Here is a 17,094-nt window from a genome sequence, read left to right on the forward strand (position 1 = left end):
AACAGCTACGGAGGAGCCGGCGATGTGAGTGCGCGACTCAGGCGATGAGGCGGTGCCGATGATGGTGTTCCGCGCGCCGGACTCCGTCGTCGTTATTCCGGTGCCCGGTGTCTGCGCCCATGCCAGCGAAGAGAGCAGAACCCAGGGAACCACGAGCCGACGGGGCGATGACGGGATGCGTGACGACCTGCGCGGCATGTCTGGCGGTTCCCTTTCGGTCCTGGCGCTCTCGGCGCGGAAGTATGTCTCCACCTCGCGCACGTGCGACCGCTGAGCGTCGCGAGGCACCTTGAGGCCGCGTGGTATCGTCCAGTTCGCAACGAGCGAGGCGACGTCGCGCCTCGGGGGCCATGCTTCGGAGGCTGGCACCACACCCTCCCTCCGCGGACCGCTCAGGCACAACAAGCCAGTTGTTCAACTGCCTTGTTGGCCAGGGCCGTAGAGGCTGCTGCTCACCCGCCCGCGTCGCGCGGTACGAGGCCGCGCACGGTGTTCACCGCGGTGTCCACCTCCGCGAGGATGCGACGCGCGTGGAGCAGGAACACCTCTCCGGCGGGCAGCAGGTGCATGCCCTGTCGGGTGCGCTCGAAGAGGCGCGTGCCGAGCTCATCCTCGAGCGCGAGGATGTGGCGGCTCAGGGGCGGCTGGGTGAGGTGGAGCCGGCGTGCGGCCCGGCCCACGTGCCGTTCCTCGGCCACCGCGACGAAGGACTGGAGGTGGGTGATGCTCACGGCCCCAGGTTAGCGCGAGCGCCCCTCTCGTGCACCTCCGCCCTGGAGCGCGATACCGAAACAGCATTGGACGCTGAAGGCCCCCGGGGACACCTTGGCTCCCCATGGGAACTCCATTGTTCAAGGGCACCGAGGTGGAGCGTCTGCGGCTTGCGGGCGCGGCGGCGGCAGGCACGCTCGCCTGGGTCGCGGGGAAGCTGACACCGGGCATCTCCACGGAGGACATCAACCAGTGGGTGCGCGAGGACACGGCCCGCAGGGGCGGCACGCCCAGCCAGCTCGGCTACCACGGCTTCCCCGCGACGGTGTGCACCAGCCGCAACCAGGTCGTCTGTCACGGCGTCCCGAATCCGAACGAGAAGCTGGCGCTCGGGGACATCATCAACGTGGACGTCACCACGTGCCTGGACGGCTACCACGGAGACACGTCGGCCACGTTCTGCATCGGTGAAGTGTCCGACGATGCGCGGCACGTGGTGGACGTGGCCCGTCGGTGTCGTGACGTGGGCGTCTCCGTCGTGCGTCACGGTGCTCGGCTGGGCGACATCGGCGCGGCCATCCAGGAACTGGCGGAGCGGGAAGGGTGCAGCATCGTGCGGGAGTTCGGTGGGCACGGCATCGGACGTTCCATGCACGCGTCGCCCCATGTGCCCCACTTCGGCACGCGGGGCACGGGCATCACCCTGCGCTCCGGAATGGTGCTCACCATCGAACCGATGGTGAACCTGGGCCGCCCTGAGATTCGAATGCTCTCGGATGGTTGGACGGTGGTGACCGAAGACGGCAGCCTCTCCGCGCAGTTCGAGCACACCATCCTCGTGACGCGCGAGGGCTGCGAAGTGCTCACCCCGTACCCAGGTGCCCATCCCCTGGTGCAGTCCGTCCCTCTGTCGTCACAGCCCGAGGCCCGCTGAACCCACCGAGCCTCCGGCGGTTTGATGCCGACGGGAATTGAGGCTAGACGTGTGGCCTGCGAGTGGGGACCGCATGCGCGCACGGGACGACAAGGTCGGAATCGGGAGTGTGGTGTTGGGCGTCGTACTGCTCGCGGCGGGAGTCCCCCTGCTGGTGCCTCGGCACCTGTTGAGTGAGGACTCCGCGGCCGTGGGCCACCGCGAGCCGACCCAGGTGGCTCGACTCGAAGCACCTCCCGTCCCGCGCAAGGATTCACCGGAGCCTGTTCTTCACGTCGAACAGGTCCAGGGCCCTGATGGCCTCACGGTGGAGGTGGCGACTCCCGCCCCCGCGACGTCCCCGCTGACGCGATTCGCGAAGGATGCGCTGGTGTCGCTGACACCGGACGAGGAAGCCTTGCTTCGCGAGGAGCCCGTCGACGACCTGGCCACGCTCGTGACGCGAACGGAGCGAGCCTTCCAGGAGGCGAGCCCCGAGACGCGTGCGCGCCAGGAGCGGCGCTATCTCGCCGCGCTCAACCTCGTCGCGAAGCTCTCCGGAGTGCCCAAGGAGGACGCGCATGCGCGGGACGAGGACGCGCGCTACCAGCGGGCGCTCGCGCGGGAGCAGGCGAAGTGGAGCGGCCTCTCGCCCGAGGAGCGAGCGCGCGCGCAAGAGACCTTCAAGGAGTGGTTCTTTCAGGGGGAGCAGAAGCGATGAAGTCGTTCATGGGGGCGCTTCGCGCGGTGTTGCTGCTGGCGCCGATGATGGCGTGGGCGGGGCCGCACTATGTGGCATCACGGGACTGGGGCAGCTTCATCTGGTTGAGCACCTGGCTCGACGCGGGCCAGACGTACACCTTCGAGACGCGAGACCTGGCGGGCGCCGCGCCGGACACCGTGCTGCACGTGCTGCGCGACAGGAATGGCTGGAGTCAGGTGGCCGTGAGCGACGACTGCCAGGGAAACACGCGCTCGTGTGTGACGTTCGTCGCGCCGGACTCCGGCTACTACCGCGTCTGGGTGCGCGCCTACGCGGATGGGCGCGGTGGCACGGCGAGCCTGTATCGCAACGGGACGCTGCTCCTGTCGCAGCAGCCCTTCGGCGGCGTGCCGCTCCTCTTCGCGTGGAATGCCAAGGAGACCTTCAGGGCCTCGGCCACCAGCCCCGGGGGAGGGGACCATCTGCTCTTCCTGCTGCGCTCCAATACCGAGTACCTCCAGCACGATGACGACAGCGGGCCGAAGTACTACCCGCTCGTCACCGCGACGAGCACGCAGAACGTCGGCACGCAGCGCGTGGTGGTGGGTCGCTACCCGGGCAGCGCGGGCACGGCCACTTTCGTCCACGACGAGGAGCTCTGGTCCACCATCTTCGACGACAACGACGGAGACGAGGACGGGCTCTCGGACTCGCTGGAGCCGCTCATCGGCCTGAGTGCGAACAACGAGGACTCGGATGGGGACTCGATAGCGGACACGCTGGAGGTGTTCGGCAACGATGGCTTCTCCTTCTCCGAGTGGAGCAGCCCCACGGCGAGAGACCTCTACGTGGAGATCGACTGGATGCAGCACCCGACGAACCCGTACCTCACGCGGCAGCCCTACGCGGGCCTGGTGGCGGATGCGGCGGCGGTGTTCGCCCAGGAGACGGGCGGGAGTGTGCGGCTGCATGCCTTCATCGACAGCGTGCTGCCCTGGTACGAGGTGGTCTGCTACGGGAGCTGCCCTGGCGGCGTGGACTTCTACGCGCTGAAGCAGAGCGCGTTCTCGTCAGCGAATCCCGAGCGCCGGCCGTACTTCCACTACGCGATGTGGGCCAACCGGCACACGAGCCTCACGAGCTGCTCCTCCGGCAAGGCCGAGCTGCTGGGCAATGACATCATCATCAGCATGGGCTGCTTCAGCAGCCCGAGCATCCAGGAGCAGCGCGGCACCTTCATCCACGAGCTGGGCCACAACCTGGACCTGGACCACAACGGCAATGACGTGTCGGGGCAGTACAGCGTGGTGCACGACAGCGTGATGAACTACCGCTACCAGTTCGCGGGCGTGAGCAACTCGGGGTGGCACTCGTACTCGTTCGGCGACAACGGGTGCGCGGCGTGTGGTTCGTCACCGAAGGCGGAGTGTGTCTCCTGCCGCGATGGCTTCCTGGGTTGCAGCTTCCCGGGTTGCGGCTCCTGCGACTGTGACGTGGGGGAGTGGGGCTCGCTGGAGCTCGACTTCTCCGACGACGGAGACGCGGACGACGGCGCGGAGCGTGTCTCGAAGCGCTCGGCCCTGACGCGCTATCTGCCGGACGACAAGGGCGGCCCCGCGCGCTTCCAGCCGAGGGTTCCGCATGAGGAGTCCTCACTGGCGCGACGACGTGACGATGTCCTACGCAAGCGGGAGAGGCTCCTGTCGCGAGGCCGCGTGGAGGGACGCGACTTCCACGTGTCGGCGGATGGAGCGCTGCTGTACGCGGAGTGCCTCTGACCGGGTTCGAGGGAGCACGCCCGTTGCGAAACACACGGACCTGGGTGCTGGGGCTCCTGCTGATGCAGAGCGCCTGTTGGCTGCGACCCGAGCCCCCATCGACGGACGCGGGGCCGGGTGTCGCCGCGCGGTCTGACGCCACCCTGGCTTCCTCGCCGGGAGAGGACCGTGAGCTGACGGATGGTGGCCTCGCCGCGTCTGGTGTGGCTTCACCGGACTCCAAGCGCGGACTCCCTGTGTCGAGCGGCTCAGCTCGGCCGTTGGAGTCGACGCCCGACGGAGGAACTCGCCCGTTGGAGGAGGCACCTGACGCGTGCGCGGACGTGTGGCGCGCGGCCCGGGTGGACGTGGCCTTCAAGGAGACGCCGGAGGCGCGCTCCATCGAGCGAAAGGGCCCACGATTGGAGCGACGGTTCACGGTGGCTCGACAGCTCCGAGGCGCGTACCGACATGGGGACCAGTGGGCCTCGGTGCTGGAGTACGAGTCCGGCGAGATGCGGGGTGGCGTGAGCTACGGGCTCACGGTGCCAGACGTCCTGGCGGACCTGACAGGGCGGACCGTGAGCTGGGCCAGCCACCGCGAGCCCGCGAGCTGCGTCTCCAGCGACGGAGACCATCCCGAGCTCCTCTCGGGCGACACGCTCCGCGACTCGGAGGGCCAGCTCCTGCTGCTCACGGTACCGAGCGCCCCCACCACACCGGACGGCGATGTGTTGCTTCCCCCGGGCCTCGTGCCAGAGCTGCGCGTCCGCTGGGAACTCGCGGGCTGTGAGCGGCGAAAAGACACCCGCACCCAGGGCGCGCGGCTTCGGTTCGAGGACGCCCGGAAGCGCGGTGCCTCACCCATCACCGTCTCCGTGGGAGAGACGAAGCGACTCGTGCTCGGCGGTGTCCGCCATGAGGTCCGCGTGGTGCGAGCACAGGCCGATACGTCGGACCGCTGCGGGCAGGCGGTGTTCACCGTGTTCCGCGAGGGGCTGCGCGAACAGCAACCGTGAGTCCGCGACCGGGTGAGGCTCACTCGGCCACGTACAGTCGGCTCGGGGTGCCCTCGTAGTCGGTGATGCGCTCGAACTTCAGCCCGAGCCGCTCCGCGACGCGGAGGGAGGCCACGTTCTCGGGATGGATGATGGCGACCAGGGGGACGTCCGGGAGGTGTCGCCGGGCCTTCTCCACGGCGACGCGCGCGACCTCCGTCGCATAGCCCGAGCCCTGCGTCTCGGGAGCGAGCCGGTACGCGAGGTTCAACACCGTCCGACCTTCAAACAGCTTGTGGCGCACGCCGCAGACGCCCACGACGATGCCCGGTGCCTCGCGCCGCTCCACGGCCCAATACCCCACGCCGTGTTTCGCCCAGTCGCTCAGCCACAGCGCCAGCAACTCCTTCGCCGCGTCCAGCGTGCGCAAGGGGCCGGCGGGATTGAAGCGCGCCGTCTCCGGATTGCCATGGAGCCTGAACACCGCCTCCACGTCACTGTCGCGGAAGGGGCGAAGCAGCAGCCGTTCCGTCGTCGTGCTCTCGAAGCCCTGAAGCATGGTGGGCATCATGTTCCGCGTCGCTCACCCACGCACGCGGGTTCGTCGCTTCGTGCGCGCCTCAGCGAGGCAGCGTGCTCAGTCGAGGGACTGGAGGGAGGGCCGCGAGGGTGGCGGTGAGGTCCCCGCTCAGACGATGGAATGCCCGCAGGAAGGTGAGGGCTGGCTCGCGGGTCGATGCGGGGTCCCCGGTGGGCTTGCTCGATTGAGGAGGCCAGGGGCGGACGCCAACGTCATCCAGGAAGGTGAGCACATCATGCACCCCCATCAGCAACCGGGGAGTCTTGTGTCCATGGAGCACCACGTGACGTCGGCCGTCGTGTCCGTGCTTCCAGCTCCAACTGCTGGCGCCGGCCCGCTTGAGATAGCCGTTGAACGCTTTCTGCCCGCCGGGGATTCGCAGCAGTCCGCGAAGGATTTGCGCCATCACCCCGCGGTCCGAGAGGGGCTTTCTCCTCCACGGGGTCCTGTTGACGCCCCATCCTCGCGGGAGGTCGATGGTGCTCAGGAAGTGCTCCTTCCCCTTCAAGTGGGCGAGCCCGTGACGTCCGATGAGGCCCTCCGGGAGCGTCTTGCGTATCAGCTCCACGCGCAGGTCGCGGGGCTCGTCCAAAGTCCGTCGCTTCGCCCAGCGGATGAAGGGATTGACCTTGTCCCCGTCTCGTCGCCGCGCCACCACCCACCCCAGCTCCAAGGATGCGTCTTCATCCAGCTCAGCGCAGTCCTCGGCGAGCTCGGGGTCCCTGATGAGCTGGGCGACCCGGGTCTTCGCCGTGCGGCGGGCGCTCCGTGTCACGTTCGCGCGGTTCTCGCGCGCCTGCTGACGCTTCGTGGATGGCAACAGACTGCGTGCCATCTCGAATGCCTTGTCTTTGCCACGGCGCATTCTGGGGCTCCTGGGAGCCCCAGCGACGCCATGGCTTCGGAGTCCTGACGCGACTACGCCTTCATCGACTCCGGCAGCACCCAGTCCGGCTTGAGCCGCTGGATGACCTTGGCCAGGTTCTCCTTGTCCTGGGCCTTCTCCAGCGCGGCGTCGGGCGTGATGATGTTGTCGCGCACCAGCCGCTCCAGGTGCATGTCGAGCGTCTGCATGCCCTGGCCCTGGCCCGCCTGCATCTTGGACGCAATCTGGAAGACCTTGCCCTCGCGAATCATCGCGGCGATGGCCGCGCCGCCCACCAGGATTTCCAGCGCCGCGACGCGGCCCTTGCCGTCCGCCGTCTTGATGAGCTGCTGCGCGACGATGCCCGCCAGGCTCTCCGCCAGCATGCCTCGCACCTGCGCCTGCTCGTCGGCGGGGAACGAGTTGATGATGCGGTCGATGGTCGCCGGAGCGCTGTTGGTGTGCACCGTGGCGAACACCAGCACGCCGAAGCTCGCCAGCTGGAGCGCCAGCTTCATCGTCTCGTTGGTGCGAAGCTCGCCGATGAGGATGACGTTCGGGTCCTCGCGGCCCGCCGAGCGGATGGCCGTGGCGAAGCTGGACGCGTGTGGCCCCACCTCGCGGTGCGTCACCTGCGCCCGCGCGGACTCGTGCACGAACTCCACCGGGTCCTCGACGGTGAGGATGTGCGCGGGGCGCGTCTGGTTGATGTGGTTCACCATGCCCGCGAGCGTCGTGGACTTGCCGCTGCCCGTGGGGCCCGTCACCAGTACCAGCCCGCTGCGGCGCTCGGCCAGCTTGCGGACGATTTCGGGCGTCTTGAGGTCATCCAGCGTGAGGACCTTGCTGGGGATGGTGCGGAACACCGCGCCCAGGCCTGTCTGCTTGTAGAAGTAGTTCGCGCGGAAGCGGGCCTTGGTCCCGTAGCCGTAGGCGAAGTCGAGGTCCAGCTCCTCGACAATCTGCTTCTTCTGCGCCGGGTTGATGAGCTCGAACAGGAGCCCTTCGATTTCCTGGGGCGTGAGGGCGGACTCGCGCAGCGGCGTCAGCTCGCCACGGATGCGGCCCATGGGGGGATAGCCGGTGCTCAGGTGCAGGTCGCTGCCCTTCTGCTCCAGCAGCATGTCGAAGAGCGCGGCGATGCGCGGCGTGGTGCTCATCTCAGCCGCCCTTCCTTCCCATCAGCGAGCCCATCTTGCTGAGCAGCCGGGCGCTGTCCTGTTGCGTCTCCGGCGCGTTCACGGCCGTCGTGCCCGGCCTCTTGCCCGTCACCACCGCCTCCAGCTCGTCCGGGTTGTCCACGAAGCCCTTGGCCACTTCCAGCTTCACCTTCTGCGAGCGCACCAGGTCCGCCATCGAGTCCTCGAAGCGGATGATGCCCAGGCTCTTGCCGCGCTGCTGGAGCGAGGGAATCTGGTACGTCTTGTTGTCGCGGATGAGGTTGCCCAGCGCCACCGAGCCGGGCAGCACCTCCGCCGCGGCCACCATGCTCTTGCCGTCCGCGCTCGCCATCAGCCGCTGGCTGACGATGAGGCGCAGGCCGCTCGACAGCGACAGGCGCACCTGCTGCTGGTCCGCCGGGGGGAAGAGGTCGATGAGCCGGTCAATCGTCTTCGCCGCGCTCGGCGTGTTCATGGTGCTGATGAGCAGGTGGCCCGTCTCCGCGGCGGCCAGCGCCATGCGCACCGTCTCCGTGTCGCGCAGCTCGCCCACCACGATGACGTCCGGGTCCTCGCGCAAGCTGCCCTTGAGCGCGCTGGCGAACGTCCTCGTGTGCGCTCCCACTTCGCGCTGGCTGATGAGCGCCTTCTTGCGCGGGTGGACGAACTCCACCGGGTCCTCCACCGTGAGCACGTGGTGGGACGTCTCGCGGTTGATGAGGTCCACCAGCGCCGCCAGGGTGCTCGTCTTGCCGTGGCCGGACGGGCCCGTGACGACGATGAGGCCCTGGTGGTGGTGGGTCGCCTTGGCGATCTCCGGGGGCAGCCCCAGCGACTCCAGCGTGGGGATGTCGCGCGCAATCACCCGGAAGGTGCCCTTGAGGCCCGTGCGGTGGCGCGAGACGTTGACGCGGAAGCGCCCCATCTCCGGCGAGTCGAGCGAGAAGTCACAGCTCCCCTCGCGCTCCAGCACCGGGCGCAGTCGCTCCGGCACCACCGGCATCAACATGCCCTCCACCCGCGCCGCGTCCAGCGCGCTGCCCTGGGGCACCAGGTCTCCGGCGAGGCGGAAGAGCACGGGGCGCTCGGCCACGACGTGCACGTCGCTGGCGCGGCTGCTGCGCCCCTGCTCCAGCACGACGGCCAGGTCCCTGGCTCCACCCGACATGCGCGACATCGCGAGCGAGCGCGCGGCCTCCTGGGCACCCGTGGGCGTGGACCCGGCGCTCTGCGGCGCGGCGGCGGGAGCCGAGGGAGCGGGGGCATATCCGGCCGAGGGCGCGGCGGCCGGCGCGGGCGAATACCCGGGCGAGGGCGCGGTGGCCGGCGTGGACGCATACCCGCCCGAGGGCGCGGCGACCGGCGCGGCATATCCCGGGGCGGCGGCTGGGGCCGCACGTGCCGCTGGGGCCGGAGCCACTGGCGCTGGAGCCGCCTGCGGGGTAGCGGGCTGCGGAGCGGCGGGCGCGGTGGCGGCGTCCGCCGCGCGCGACAGCCGCAGGTGCATCAGGTCCCCTCGACGCATGGCGGCGATGGACAGCGCGCCCAGGCCGTTGGCGTTGACTGACCAGTTCGAGGGTGAGTCGGAGACGCTGGACGCTCGAGCGACTCCCACCATGGCCTGGAGGGCTCGGACGACGTCCTCGGTCGTCACCGCGGCGGGGTCCAACGGCTCGTAGCCGTTGCTACCGCGAATCATGGGAGGGCGCCCGGTGGCCAGGGTCAGCTCCGTCACTCCAGGCCGCGACAGATGGCGCAACAGCTCAGCAAGGGGTCTCATGCGGATTCGAACTCGGGCCGTGACGGAGCGCGGGGGACCGCAGGATAGTCGACATTGACGCAAAAGCGCCCACCCCTGGACGGACGTCCCACGCCTCGCCTCGCGCAGTGGGCCCCACACCCACCCCGACGAGGGGGCAAGTCACTCCTGCCTGGGTGGAAGAGGGGAGCTCCGGAGCCTGGGAGGCCCGCTCGGAGCAATGGCGGCGGGAGGCGAACGACCTCCCGCCAGCCAGGGTGCGCGAACTACAGCTCGCGGGACATCAGGAGCCGGAGCTTGCCGGACTTCTTGGACACCACCGTGGCCACGGTGGTGAAGCCCGCCTTGCGGTAGAAGCTCACCGCGGGGGCGTTGGACGGGTCCACGCGCAGCGCAATCGTCTTGCGGTACATGTCCCGCGCGGCCCGGAGCGCCTGCTCCAGCACCACGGCGCCCAGGCCCTTCTTGCGCAGCTCCGGCTTCACCACGATGTTGCGCAGGTAGGCGGCGCCGGGCACCGGGCCGTCGCGCTCCACCGTGACGTAGCCGACGATCTGCGTCTGCAGCTTGGCCACGTGGATGTAGGGCTTGAGCTGGGCCAGGGCCTTGAGGCTGTCCTCCTGCGTCTCACCCCGGCTCTTCCAGGGCTCGGAGCTGGCGCGCAGGGCCGCCACCGCCGTCATGTCTTCGTCGGTGGGCAGGGTGAACTTCACCGCCGCCGTCAGGTCATTGGGGGAGCCCACCGCCGCTTCCAGCACCGGGGCTGGGGCCATCTCCACGCCCGGGTCCACCTGCTTCATCGTCATCGCCATCTCCTCCGTCGCGCTGCGATCCTAACCGCACCCCCACCACCGGTGCACGCGGTGATTCCGCGCACATTGTCTTCCCAAGTGAGGAGATTGCCTCCCCCGCGAATGTGAGGGCCGGATTCCGGTCAACCCCAGCAGGGCCCGCCCCATTCCAAGAATGGGCATCGCTTCCACGGCTGGCACCCAGCCGGCCTTCCGCGCCGGGCGCCTTCCCACTATAAAACCCTGGTCGTTCACGGAGGGCTGGCCTCCTCATCCCGACCCCGCCCGCCCGAGTCATCCCTTGCAACTCAACCACGCCCAGCGAGAGCTGACGCTCAAGATCGTCTACTACGGGCCCGGCCTCAGCGGGAAGACGACGAATCTGCGCCAGCTCCACGCCCGGGCGTCCCCGGAGGTCCGGGGCCGGCTGCTGACGGTGGACACGCACGACGACCGGACGCTGTTCTTCGATCTGCTGCCTGTCTTCTTCTCCACGTCGTCCGGCTTCAAGGTGAAGGTGAAGCTCTTCACCGTGCCCGGGCAGGTCATCCACAACGCCACCCGGCGCATCGTGCTCCAGGGCGCGGACGCGGTGGTGTTCATCGCGGACAGCCGGCACGGCGCGACGGCGGAGAACAACGCCTACTGGCGCAACCTGCAGGACAACATGAAGGAGAACGGGCTGGACGTGGACCAGGTGCCCGTCGTCATCCAGTTCAACAAGCGGGACTTGCCCGACGCGCGCACGGACGCGGAGCTGGAGGAGGCGCGCAAGCGCGGCGGCGAGGCCGTCGTCGGCGCGGTGGCGCTCAAGGGCGAGGGCGTGCTGGAGACCTTCCACGCCGTGGCGCAGGCGGCCTACCGGCGGCTGGACGCCCGGGCGCACCTGGCGCGCAACGTGGGGCTGACCGAGGCGGAGTTCCTCTCCCAGGTCTTCGGGCGGATGGACCTGTCTGGCACCACGCTGGCCGGCCGCTACACGGCGGTGGGGCGGGACGAGCATCTGGGGGGCGGGCGATGAGCGGCTATCAGGGGCCGCCGCCGGAAGGCTCGAGTATCTCGCGCCGCGAGTCGGTGCTGCAGCGCCGCCTGTCGCTGGGCGAGATGTTGGATTTGCCCTCCTTCTCCGAGGTGGTGAGGAGCTTCAGCGAGCTGTACCGCGTGGGCATCAAGGTGCTGGACGCGCGCGGCACCAAGCTGGCCGACGTGAAGGTGGGCCACGGCGACTTCTGCGCCTACGTCTTCTCCTTCCCGGACGGCCGCTCGCGCTGCACGGCGACGGTGGCGCGGGTGAAGGACGGCCCGGTGCTCCCGCTCAACGGCGCGCGCGTGGCGCAGGGCGACGGCGCGGAGGAGGCGGGCCTCATCGCCCTGCCGTGCTTCACCGGCCTGCGCTACCTGGTGATGCCGGTGCGCTGGGAAGGCGACTTCCTGGGGCGCGTCATCCTGGGGCCCTTCACGCCCGAGGAGCTGGGAGACTTCCCGGACACGCTCACGGACATCTCCGGCCTGGAGCTGACGCGCGCCCAGGAGCTGGTGGCCAAGGTGCGCCGCGCGCCCGAGCGCACCGCGGCGCAGGTGCTCACGCACTTCGGCCAGGTGCTCGCCGCGCTGGTCGCCAGCGGCCACCGCACGTACCTGACGACGCAGCTCCACATCGAGGCGATGCTGGAGACGCACCGGGAGCTGGAGGCGCAGAACTCGCGGCTGGCGCAGGTCAACTCCCGCCTCAAGGAGCTGGACCGGCTCAAGTCCACCTTCCTGGGCACGGTGAGCCACGAGCTGCGCACGCCCCTGGCCTCCATCATCGGCTACTCGGAGATGCTGGCCGAGGGGCTGGCCGGCGCGCTCAACCCCGAGCAGCTGCTCTACGTGCGCACCATCGTCGAGAAGGGCGAGTCGCTGCTCAACCTCATCTCCTCCATCCTGGACCTCAGCCAGATTGAAGCCGGCAAGCTGCGGCTGGCGATGGGCCCGGTGGACCTGGCCGGCGTCATCCAGACGGCGGTGTCCACGGTGATGCCGCAGGCGCAGCGCAAGGGCGTGGAGCTGGAGGTGCGGCTGCCGCCGTTGCCCAGGCCCAGGCTCGCGGGAGACGCGGACAAGCTGCGGCAGGTGCTCATCAACCTCCTGGTCAACGCGCTGAAGTTCACCGCCTCCGGAGGCCGCGTGTCGGTGGTGATGTCGGAGGCGGGCCCGCAGGACCCGCTGGGGATGTCTGGCTATCGCGTCAGCGTGGAAGACACCGGCGTGGGCATCCGCGAGGACCAGTTCGAGCGCATCTTCCAGAGCTTCTACCAGGTGGATGGCAGCTCCACGCGCGAGCACGGCGGCGCGGGTCTGGGCCTGGCCATCGTCAAGAGCCTGGTGGAAGGCCACGGCGGCAAGGTGTTCGTGGAGAGCGAGTTCGGACGAGGCTCGCGCTTCACGGTGGTGCTGCCCATGCAACCGCCCATTCCGGAGCACGGGCTGCTGGCCGTGTCGGCGCCGCTGCCGGAGATGCCGCCCGGACCGGACCGCTTCTGACGCGTCAGGTCGCCCGGGCGCCGTCAGGTGCTCGGGACTCGTCAGGGGGCGTTGGGTCGCTCACGCAATCCCCCCCTGGAAACGGCGCGCGAGCGTATTGTCCGCGCCCATGCTCACCGGACGTCCCCCCGCCGCCTCCTATGTGCTCATCGATGCGGAGAACATCGACTGGGCCGTCTCCAACGTTGTCGGCCGCAAACCCGAATCACAGGACCGCGTCCAGTTCGACCGACTGGTGGCGTTCTGTGAGAGCTACTTCCCCGCGCCCGTGCGCTGCGTCGTCGTGCTCAACGCGCGCGGCGAGCAGCTCCCCGACGTGATGATTGGCTTCATCCGGGCGCTGAAGTCCGCGGGCTGCGAAGTCGCGCTCCTGTACGGACGGCCGGACCAGAAGGTCGTGGACCTGGGCATCCTCAGACTCCTGGAGTCCATCCGCGTCCAGCGGCCCCAGGCGGCGATAGGCCTGGCCAGCCACGACGGCGGAGACTTCGCCGAGGCGCTCAAGCCCCTGCTGGAGGAGAAGCGCCAGGTCGCCGTGCTCGGCCTGCGGGAGTACGTCAGCCAGCGCTTCAGGGACCTGGTGCCCTCGGGCCTGAAGATTGTCGACCTGGAGCTCAACGCGAAGGTGTTCCAGCGCCCGCTGCCCCGGCTGCTGCCGGTCAACGTGGACGAGTTCGACCCGATGCTGTTCGTGTAGTCCGCTCGCGGGGGCGGGAAGGGGGGCGCGCTACGACGCGTCTCCCTCCGTCGTCATCAGGCGACGGATGCTCAGGTCGAGCTGGCTCTGGAGCTGGGCGAGCAGACTGCCCAGCTCCGGCACGCGAGCACCCACGCGGGCCGCGAAGCGCGTGCGGGTCTGGTCCAGCAGCCACTCGCGCGCGGTGGCGAGCCAGCGCTTCACCGAGGAGCGGTCCACGCCGTACGCCTCCGCGATGCGCGCCGTGCCCATTCCGTCCACCAGATGCATTCGCAACAGCGTCCGCGCGCGCGGCTCCAGCCCCGCGAGCGCCTCCTGGAAGGCGGCGTTGAAGTCCGCCCCGTAGCGGGACTTGAGGTACTGCAGCTCCATGTCGTGAGGGGCGGCGCTCAGCGCCTCCAACGGCGCGTCATCGGAGAGGGCCGGGCGCTTGCGCTCGTCAACCAAACTCCAGGCCAGCCGCAGCGCGGTCATCCGGAGCCAGGCGGAGAGCGGACCGCGCCCGGAGTACTCCATGATGCGGGGCGGCATGGCGCCGTCGGCGACGAGCACGCGCGCGCGAAGGACCTGGAGCGCCTCGTCGGTGGTCGTCTCGTCCACTCCACGGCGCTTCAAGGCCACGCGCACCTGGGGAATGATGCGCGCCTCGAGCGCGGCCAGGGCCACGGCGTCACCGTGTGCGCAGGCTCTCGCGAGCGCCAGGTCCTCTTCATGGACCTCGGTGTCCGGTGTCTTGGCCATCCACCCGAAGCCTACATCGAGGACTCATGCAGTGTCCCACCACGGAGAACCTCCTCGCCTTTGGCCGGGGCTTGTTGCGCGGTGAAGAGGCCACGGCGGTACAGGAGCATCTGGATGGATGCCCCGCGTGCCGGGTGCTGGTGGCGGAAGCGGTGGCCTCGGTGGACGAGGGCGCGAGCCAGCCCACGGCTTCGCCGACACCGCCCTGGGAGCCCTTGATTCCCGGCACCTCGCTGGGGCGCTACGTGGTGATGGCGCGCATTGGCGCGGGGGGCATGGGCGTCGTCTATTCCGCGCGGGACCCGGAGCTCGACCGCCGCGTCGCCCTCAAGATTCTGCGCTTCGACACCATCCAGCCCGCCCGTCTCGCGGAGGCCCAGGGCCGGCTGCTGCGCGAGGCCCAGGCGACCGCGCGCGTCGTCCATCCCAACGTCGTCGCCATCCACGACTTCGGCCGGGTCGACGAGCGCGTCTTCCTGGCGATGGAGTTCGTCGAGGGCACCACGCTGGGGGCCCGCATGCGCGCGGGACGGATGCCCTGGCGCGAGGTGCTGGGCCTGTTCCTCCAGGCAGGGCAGGGGCTCGCCGCCGCGCACGCCGCGGGGCTCGTGCACCGCGACTTCAAGCCGGACAACGTCCTCATCGACAAGGCGGGACGGGTTCGCATCACCGACTTCGGGCTCGCGCGCATCCTCGACGAAGGGGGCGATGAGCCGCCGAAGCCCGGACCCGGAGGCGCTCCGCCCGCGCCAGGTGCGCCTCTCACGCAGACGGGGGCGCTGCTGGGCACGCCGGGCTACATGTCCCCCGAGCAGGCGAGGGGCGAGCGGCCCGACGCGCGCAGCGACCAGTTCAGCTTCTGCGTCGCGCTCCTCGAGGCGCTCTATGGCGTCAGGCCCTCCGCGCGGGCCTGCCAGATGGACATCACGCCCGCCGAGCGCGCTCGCGAGGTCCGTGCCCTCCAGCGCGAGGCGGAGGTGCCTGCCTGGGTTCATGGCGCGGTGCTGAAGGGGCTCTCGCCTGCTCCCCAGGACCGCCACTCCTCCGTGGAGGAGCTGCTGCGGGCGCTGGGACAGGAGCCCCGCTCGCGGAGGCAGAGGCTGCTCGCGGGAGCCATCGCGGCCTCGCTGCTGGCGGCGGCGGGCGCCGTCCTCTTCGTCTCCACGCGGCCCGCGCTGTGCGCGGAGGACCCCGGCGCCTTCACCGGCATCTGGGACGCGAAGACCCGGAGCAGCGTGCACGCCGCCCTCACGAAGGACGCGCTGCCCTACGCGGCGGATGCGTGGCGCGTGGTGGAGCCGGCGCTGGACGCGTACGTGCGTGATTGGACGACGGCGTCGAAGCAGGCGTGCGAGGCCACGCGCATCCACGGGCGGCGGACGGAGGGCATGTTCGAGCGGCAGTTGCTGTGCCTGGACCAACGCCGCAAGGACGTCTCCGCCTTGGTGGAGGTGCTGGCGTCGGCGGATACGACAGTGGTCGAGAACGCCGCCCGCGCGGTGAGCCGTCTGGAAGACCTGGCCCGTTGCTCGGATGTGCAGGCGCTGACTTCGCCGCGTCCACTTCCGAAGGACCCGGAGACGCGGCGGCGACTGGAGGCGCTTCAGAAGGAGTTCGCCACGGTCCGCGCGCGGCTGCACGCGGGGCAGCTCAAGGCCGCGCTCGAGTTGGCCTCCACGCTTCCCGCGCGGATGGAGGGCCTGGACTACCCACCGGCGCGAGTGGAGATGCTCAGCGTGCTCGCTCAGTCGCAGGCGGGGCTCCAGCCACGTGACTCCGTGAAGACGCTGCACAAGCTCATCCAGACGGCCCAGGCGGCCGGGCTGGACAGGCAGCTGGCGGACGGGTGGGTCGCGGTGCTGCGAGTCGCCAGCACGCTCGACGAGCAGGACCCCGAGAACCTGTACGCGAGCAATGCCACCGCCGCCGTCGAGCGGCTCGGAGGCGACGCGGAGCTGGAGCTCCTGCTGGCCACCCACCTCGCCGTCTTCCTGCATACCAAGGGGCGGCTTCCCGAGGCTGTCACCCAGGGCCTGCATGCCCTGGAGCTGGCCCGCAAGAAATACCCCGTGGGAGATGCCCGGCTCGCGACGCCCCTGCTGAGCGCGGGGCGGGTGCTCAGCGTCGCGGGCCGCTTCGAGGAGTCCGCCGTGCTCTTGAAGGAAGCGCTGGCGCGCTCCACGGAGCGCTATGGGCCGAACCATCCGGACGTGGCCGCTGTCCTCCAGGCGCTGGCAGTGCAGGAGACCTATCTGGACCGCTATGAGGACGCGCTCGCCAACCAGCACCGCGCGCTCGCCATCTACGAGAAGGTGTACGGCGAGGAATCTCCGGCCGTGGCCTCGGCGCTGCACAACAGCGCCAACATGCTTCGCCACGTCAAGGGGCGCGCCGAGGAGGCCGCGGAGTACTACCGCCGCGCGGTGGCGATTCGAGAGAAGGCCTTCGGCTTGGAGAGCGCCGTCGTCGCCGGGCCCCTGGCCGGCCTGGGCCAGGTCCTGCGGGACTTGGGCCGCCACGCCGAGGCGCTCGCGCTCCATGAGCGCGCCCTGGCCATTCGAGAGAAGACACGGGGCCCCGACTCCCTGGATGCGGCCTATGACCGGGCCCTCGTCGGCGAGGCGCTCCTGGCCATGAATCAGCCACGCAAGGCCATTCCGCATCTGGAGCGCGCGCTGGTCGTCTTTGAGAAGAACGCCTTCGGCTCCGACGAGCTCCTCCTCGCGGACATGCGGTTCCTGGTCGCGCGCGCCCTGGTGGACAAGCCCCGTGACGCCCGGCGGGCACGAGATTTGGCGCAGTCCTCGCTCGAGGTCTACCGGCGCTTCCCCAAGGCCCGCGAGAAGGAGACCCGCGAAGTCGAGGCGTGGCTCGCCGCCCGCTGACCCCTGGA

General features: G+C 69.9%; 16 protein-coding genes. 9 read left to right on the forward strand and 7 right to left on the reverse strand.

Features of this window, described 5'->3' with window-relative positions; translation table 11 throughout:
• Positions 1-28 precede the first annotated feature (28 nt).
• Positions 29-274 (forward strand): hypothetical protein, encoded by a 246-nt coding sequence (locus ACN469_RS38265; protein ID WP_498776394.1) that lies wholly within the window; start codon positions 29-31, stop codon positions 272-274.
• A 178-nt stretch (positions 275-452) separates the two neighbouring features.
• Here ACN469_RS38265 and ACN469_RS38270 read toward each other — a convergent pair whose 3' ends face one another.
• Entirely contained in the window at positions 453-731 is a 279-nt protein-coding gene (locus tag ACN469_RS38270) for a LysR family transcriptional regulator (RefSeq protein WP_498776396.1), read from the reverse strand.
• A 104-nt stretch (positions 732-835) separates the two neighbouring features.
• On the opposite strand from ACN469_RS38270, the gene map reads away from it, so the two are divergent.
• From map to ACN469_RS38290, 4 genes are all read left to right on the forward strand, one after another.
• Positions 836-1,645: a type I methionyl aminopeptidase gene (gene map / locus ACN469_RS38275; protein ID WP_498776398.1), complete on the forward strand. Its 810-nt coding sequence runs from the start codon at positions 836-838 to the stop codon at positions 1,643-1,645.
• A gap of 73 nt (positions 1,646-1,718) precedes the next feature.
• Positions 1,719-2,345: a hypothetical protein gene (locus ACN469_RS38280; RefSeq protein WP_498776400.1), complete on the forward strand. Its 627-nt coding sequence runs from the start codon at positions 1,719-1,721 to the stop codon at positions 2,343-2,345.
• Positions 2,342-4,105 (forward strand): zinc metalloprotease, encoded by a 1,764-nt coding sequence (locus ACN469_RS38285; protein WP_498776402.1) that lies wholly within the window; start codon positions 2,342-2,344, stop codon positions 4,103-4,105. Before ACN469_RS38280 ends, ACN469_RS38285 begins: the two co-directional genes overlap by 4 nt.
• Before the next feature lie 23 nt (positions 4,106-4,128).
• Complete coding sequence (locus tag ACN469_RS38290) at positions 4,129-5,103, forward strand: hypothetical protein (RefSeq protein WP_498776404.1); 975 nt, start codon at positions 4,129-4,131, stop codon at positions 5,101-5,103.
• Between the two features lie 19 nt (positions 5,104-5,122).
• Here the strand turns inward: ACN469_RS38290 and ACN469_RS38295 are convergent, their stop codons facing one another.
• From ACN469_RS38295 to ACN469_RS38315, 5 genes are all read right to left on the reverse strand, one after another.
• The gene (locus ACN469_RS38295) at positions 5,123-5,653 is read right to left on the reverse strand and encodes a GNAT family N-acetyltransferase (RefSeq protein ID WP_498776406.1); all 531 of its coding nucleotides are present in this window, start codon (positions 5,651-5,653) and stop codon (positions 5,123-5,125) included.
• Between the two features lie 49 nt (positions 5,654-5,702).
• A complete protein-coding gene (locus ACN469_RS38300) occupies positions 5,703-6,527 on the reverse strand; it encodes a hypothetical protein (RefSeq protein ID WP_498776408.1) in 825 nt (274 codons plus the stop codon).
• Between the two features lie 53 nt (positions 6,528-6,580).
• Positions 6,581-7,687 (reverse strand): type IV pilus twitching motility protein PilT, encoded by a 1,107-nt coding sequence (locus ACN469_RS38305; protein ID WP_498776410.1) that lies wholly within the window; start codon positions 7,685-7,687, stop codon positions 6,581-6,583.
• A gap of 1 nt (position 7,688) precedes the next feature.
• Entirely contained in the window at positions 7,689-9,467 is a 1,779-nt protein-coding gene (locus tag ACN469_RS38310; RefSeq protein ID WP_498776412.1) for a type IV pilus twitching motility protein PilT, read from the reverse strand.
• A gap of 245 nt (positions 9,468-9,712) precedes the next feature.
• On the reverse strand, positions 9,713-10,252 hold the full coding sequence (locus tag ACN469_RS38315) for a GNAT family N-acetyltransferase (protein WP_498776414.1): 540 nt from the start codon (positions 10,250-10,252) through the stop codon (positions 9,713-9,715).
• 286 nt (positions 10,253-10,538) lie between these two features.
• Here ACN469_RS38315 and ACN469_RS38320 point away from each other — a divergent pair, with 286 nt between their 5' ends.
• The 3 genes from ACN469_RS38320 (at position 10,539) to ACN469_RS38330 (ending at position 13,460) form a co-directional block, all read left to right on the forward strand.
• Positions 10,539-11,258 (forward strand): GTP-binding protein, encoded by a 720-nt coding sequence (locus ACN469_RS38320; RefSeq protein ID WP_498776416.1) that lies wholly within the window; start codon positions 10,539-10,541, stop codon positions 11,256-11,258.
• Complete coding sequence (locus ACN469_RS38325; RefSeq protein ID WP_498776418.1) at positions 11,255-12,763, forward strand: ATP-binding protein; 1,509 nt, start codon at positions 11,255-11,257, stop codon at positions 12,761-12,763. Before ACN469_RS38320 ends, ACN469_RS38325 begins: the two co-directional genes overlap by 4 nt.
• A 109-nt stretch (positions 12,764-12,872) precedes the next feature.
• Entirely contained in the window at positions 12,873-13,460 is a 588-nt protein-coding gene (locus tag ACN469_RS38330; protein ID WP_498776420.1) for an NYN domain-containing protein, read from the forward strand.
• Positions 13,461-13,490: 30 nt separating this feature from the next.
• On the opposite strand, the gene ACN469_RS38335 is transcribed toward ACN469_RS38330, so the two are convergent.
• A complete protein-coding gene (locus ACN469_RS38335) occupies positions 13,491-14,201 on the reverse strand; it encodes a sigma-70 family RNA polymerase sigma factor (RefSeq protein ID WP_498776422.1) in 711 nt (236 codons plus the stop codon).
• Positions 14,202-14,227: 26 nt separating this feature from the next.
• Between ACN469_RS38335 and ACN469_RS38340 the strand changes: the two genes are divergently transcribed.
• Positions 14,228-17,086 carry a tetratricopeptide repeat protein gene (locus tag ACN469_RS38340; protein WP_498776424.1) on the forward strand — a complete coding sequence of 953 codons (2,859 nt, stop codon included), beginning with the start codon at positions 14,228-14,230 and terminating at the stop codon, positions 17,084-17,086.
• The last annotated feature ends 8 nt before the right edge of the window (positions 17,087-17,094 follow it).

Source organism: Corallococcus terminator, from assembly GCF_049194865.1.
Taxonomy (GTDB): domain Bacteria; phylum Myxococcota; class Myxococcia; order Myxococcales; family Myxococcaceae; genus Myxococcus; species Myxococcus terminator_A.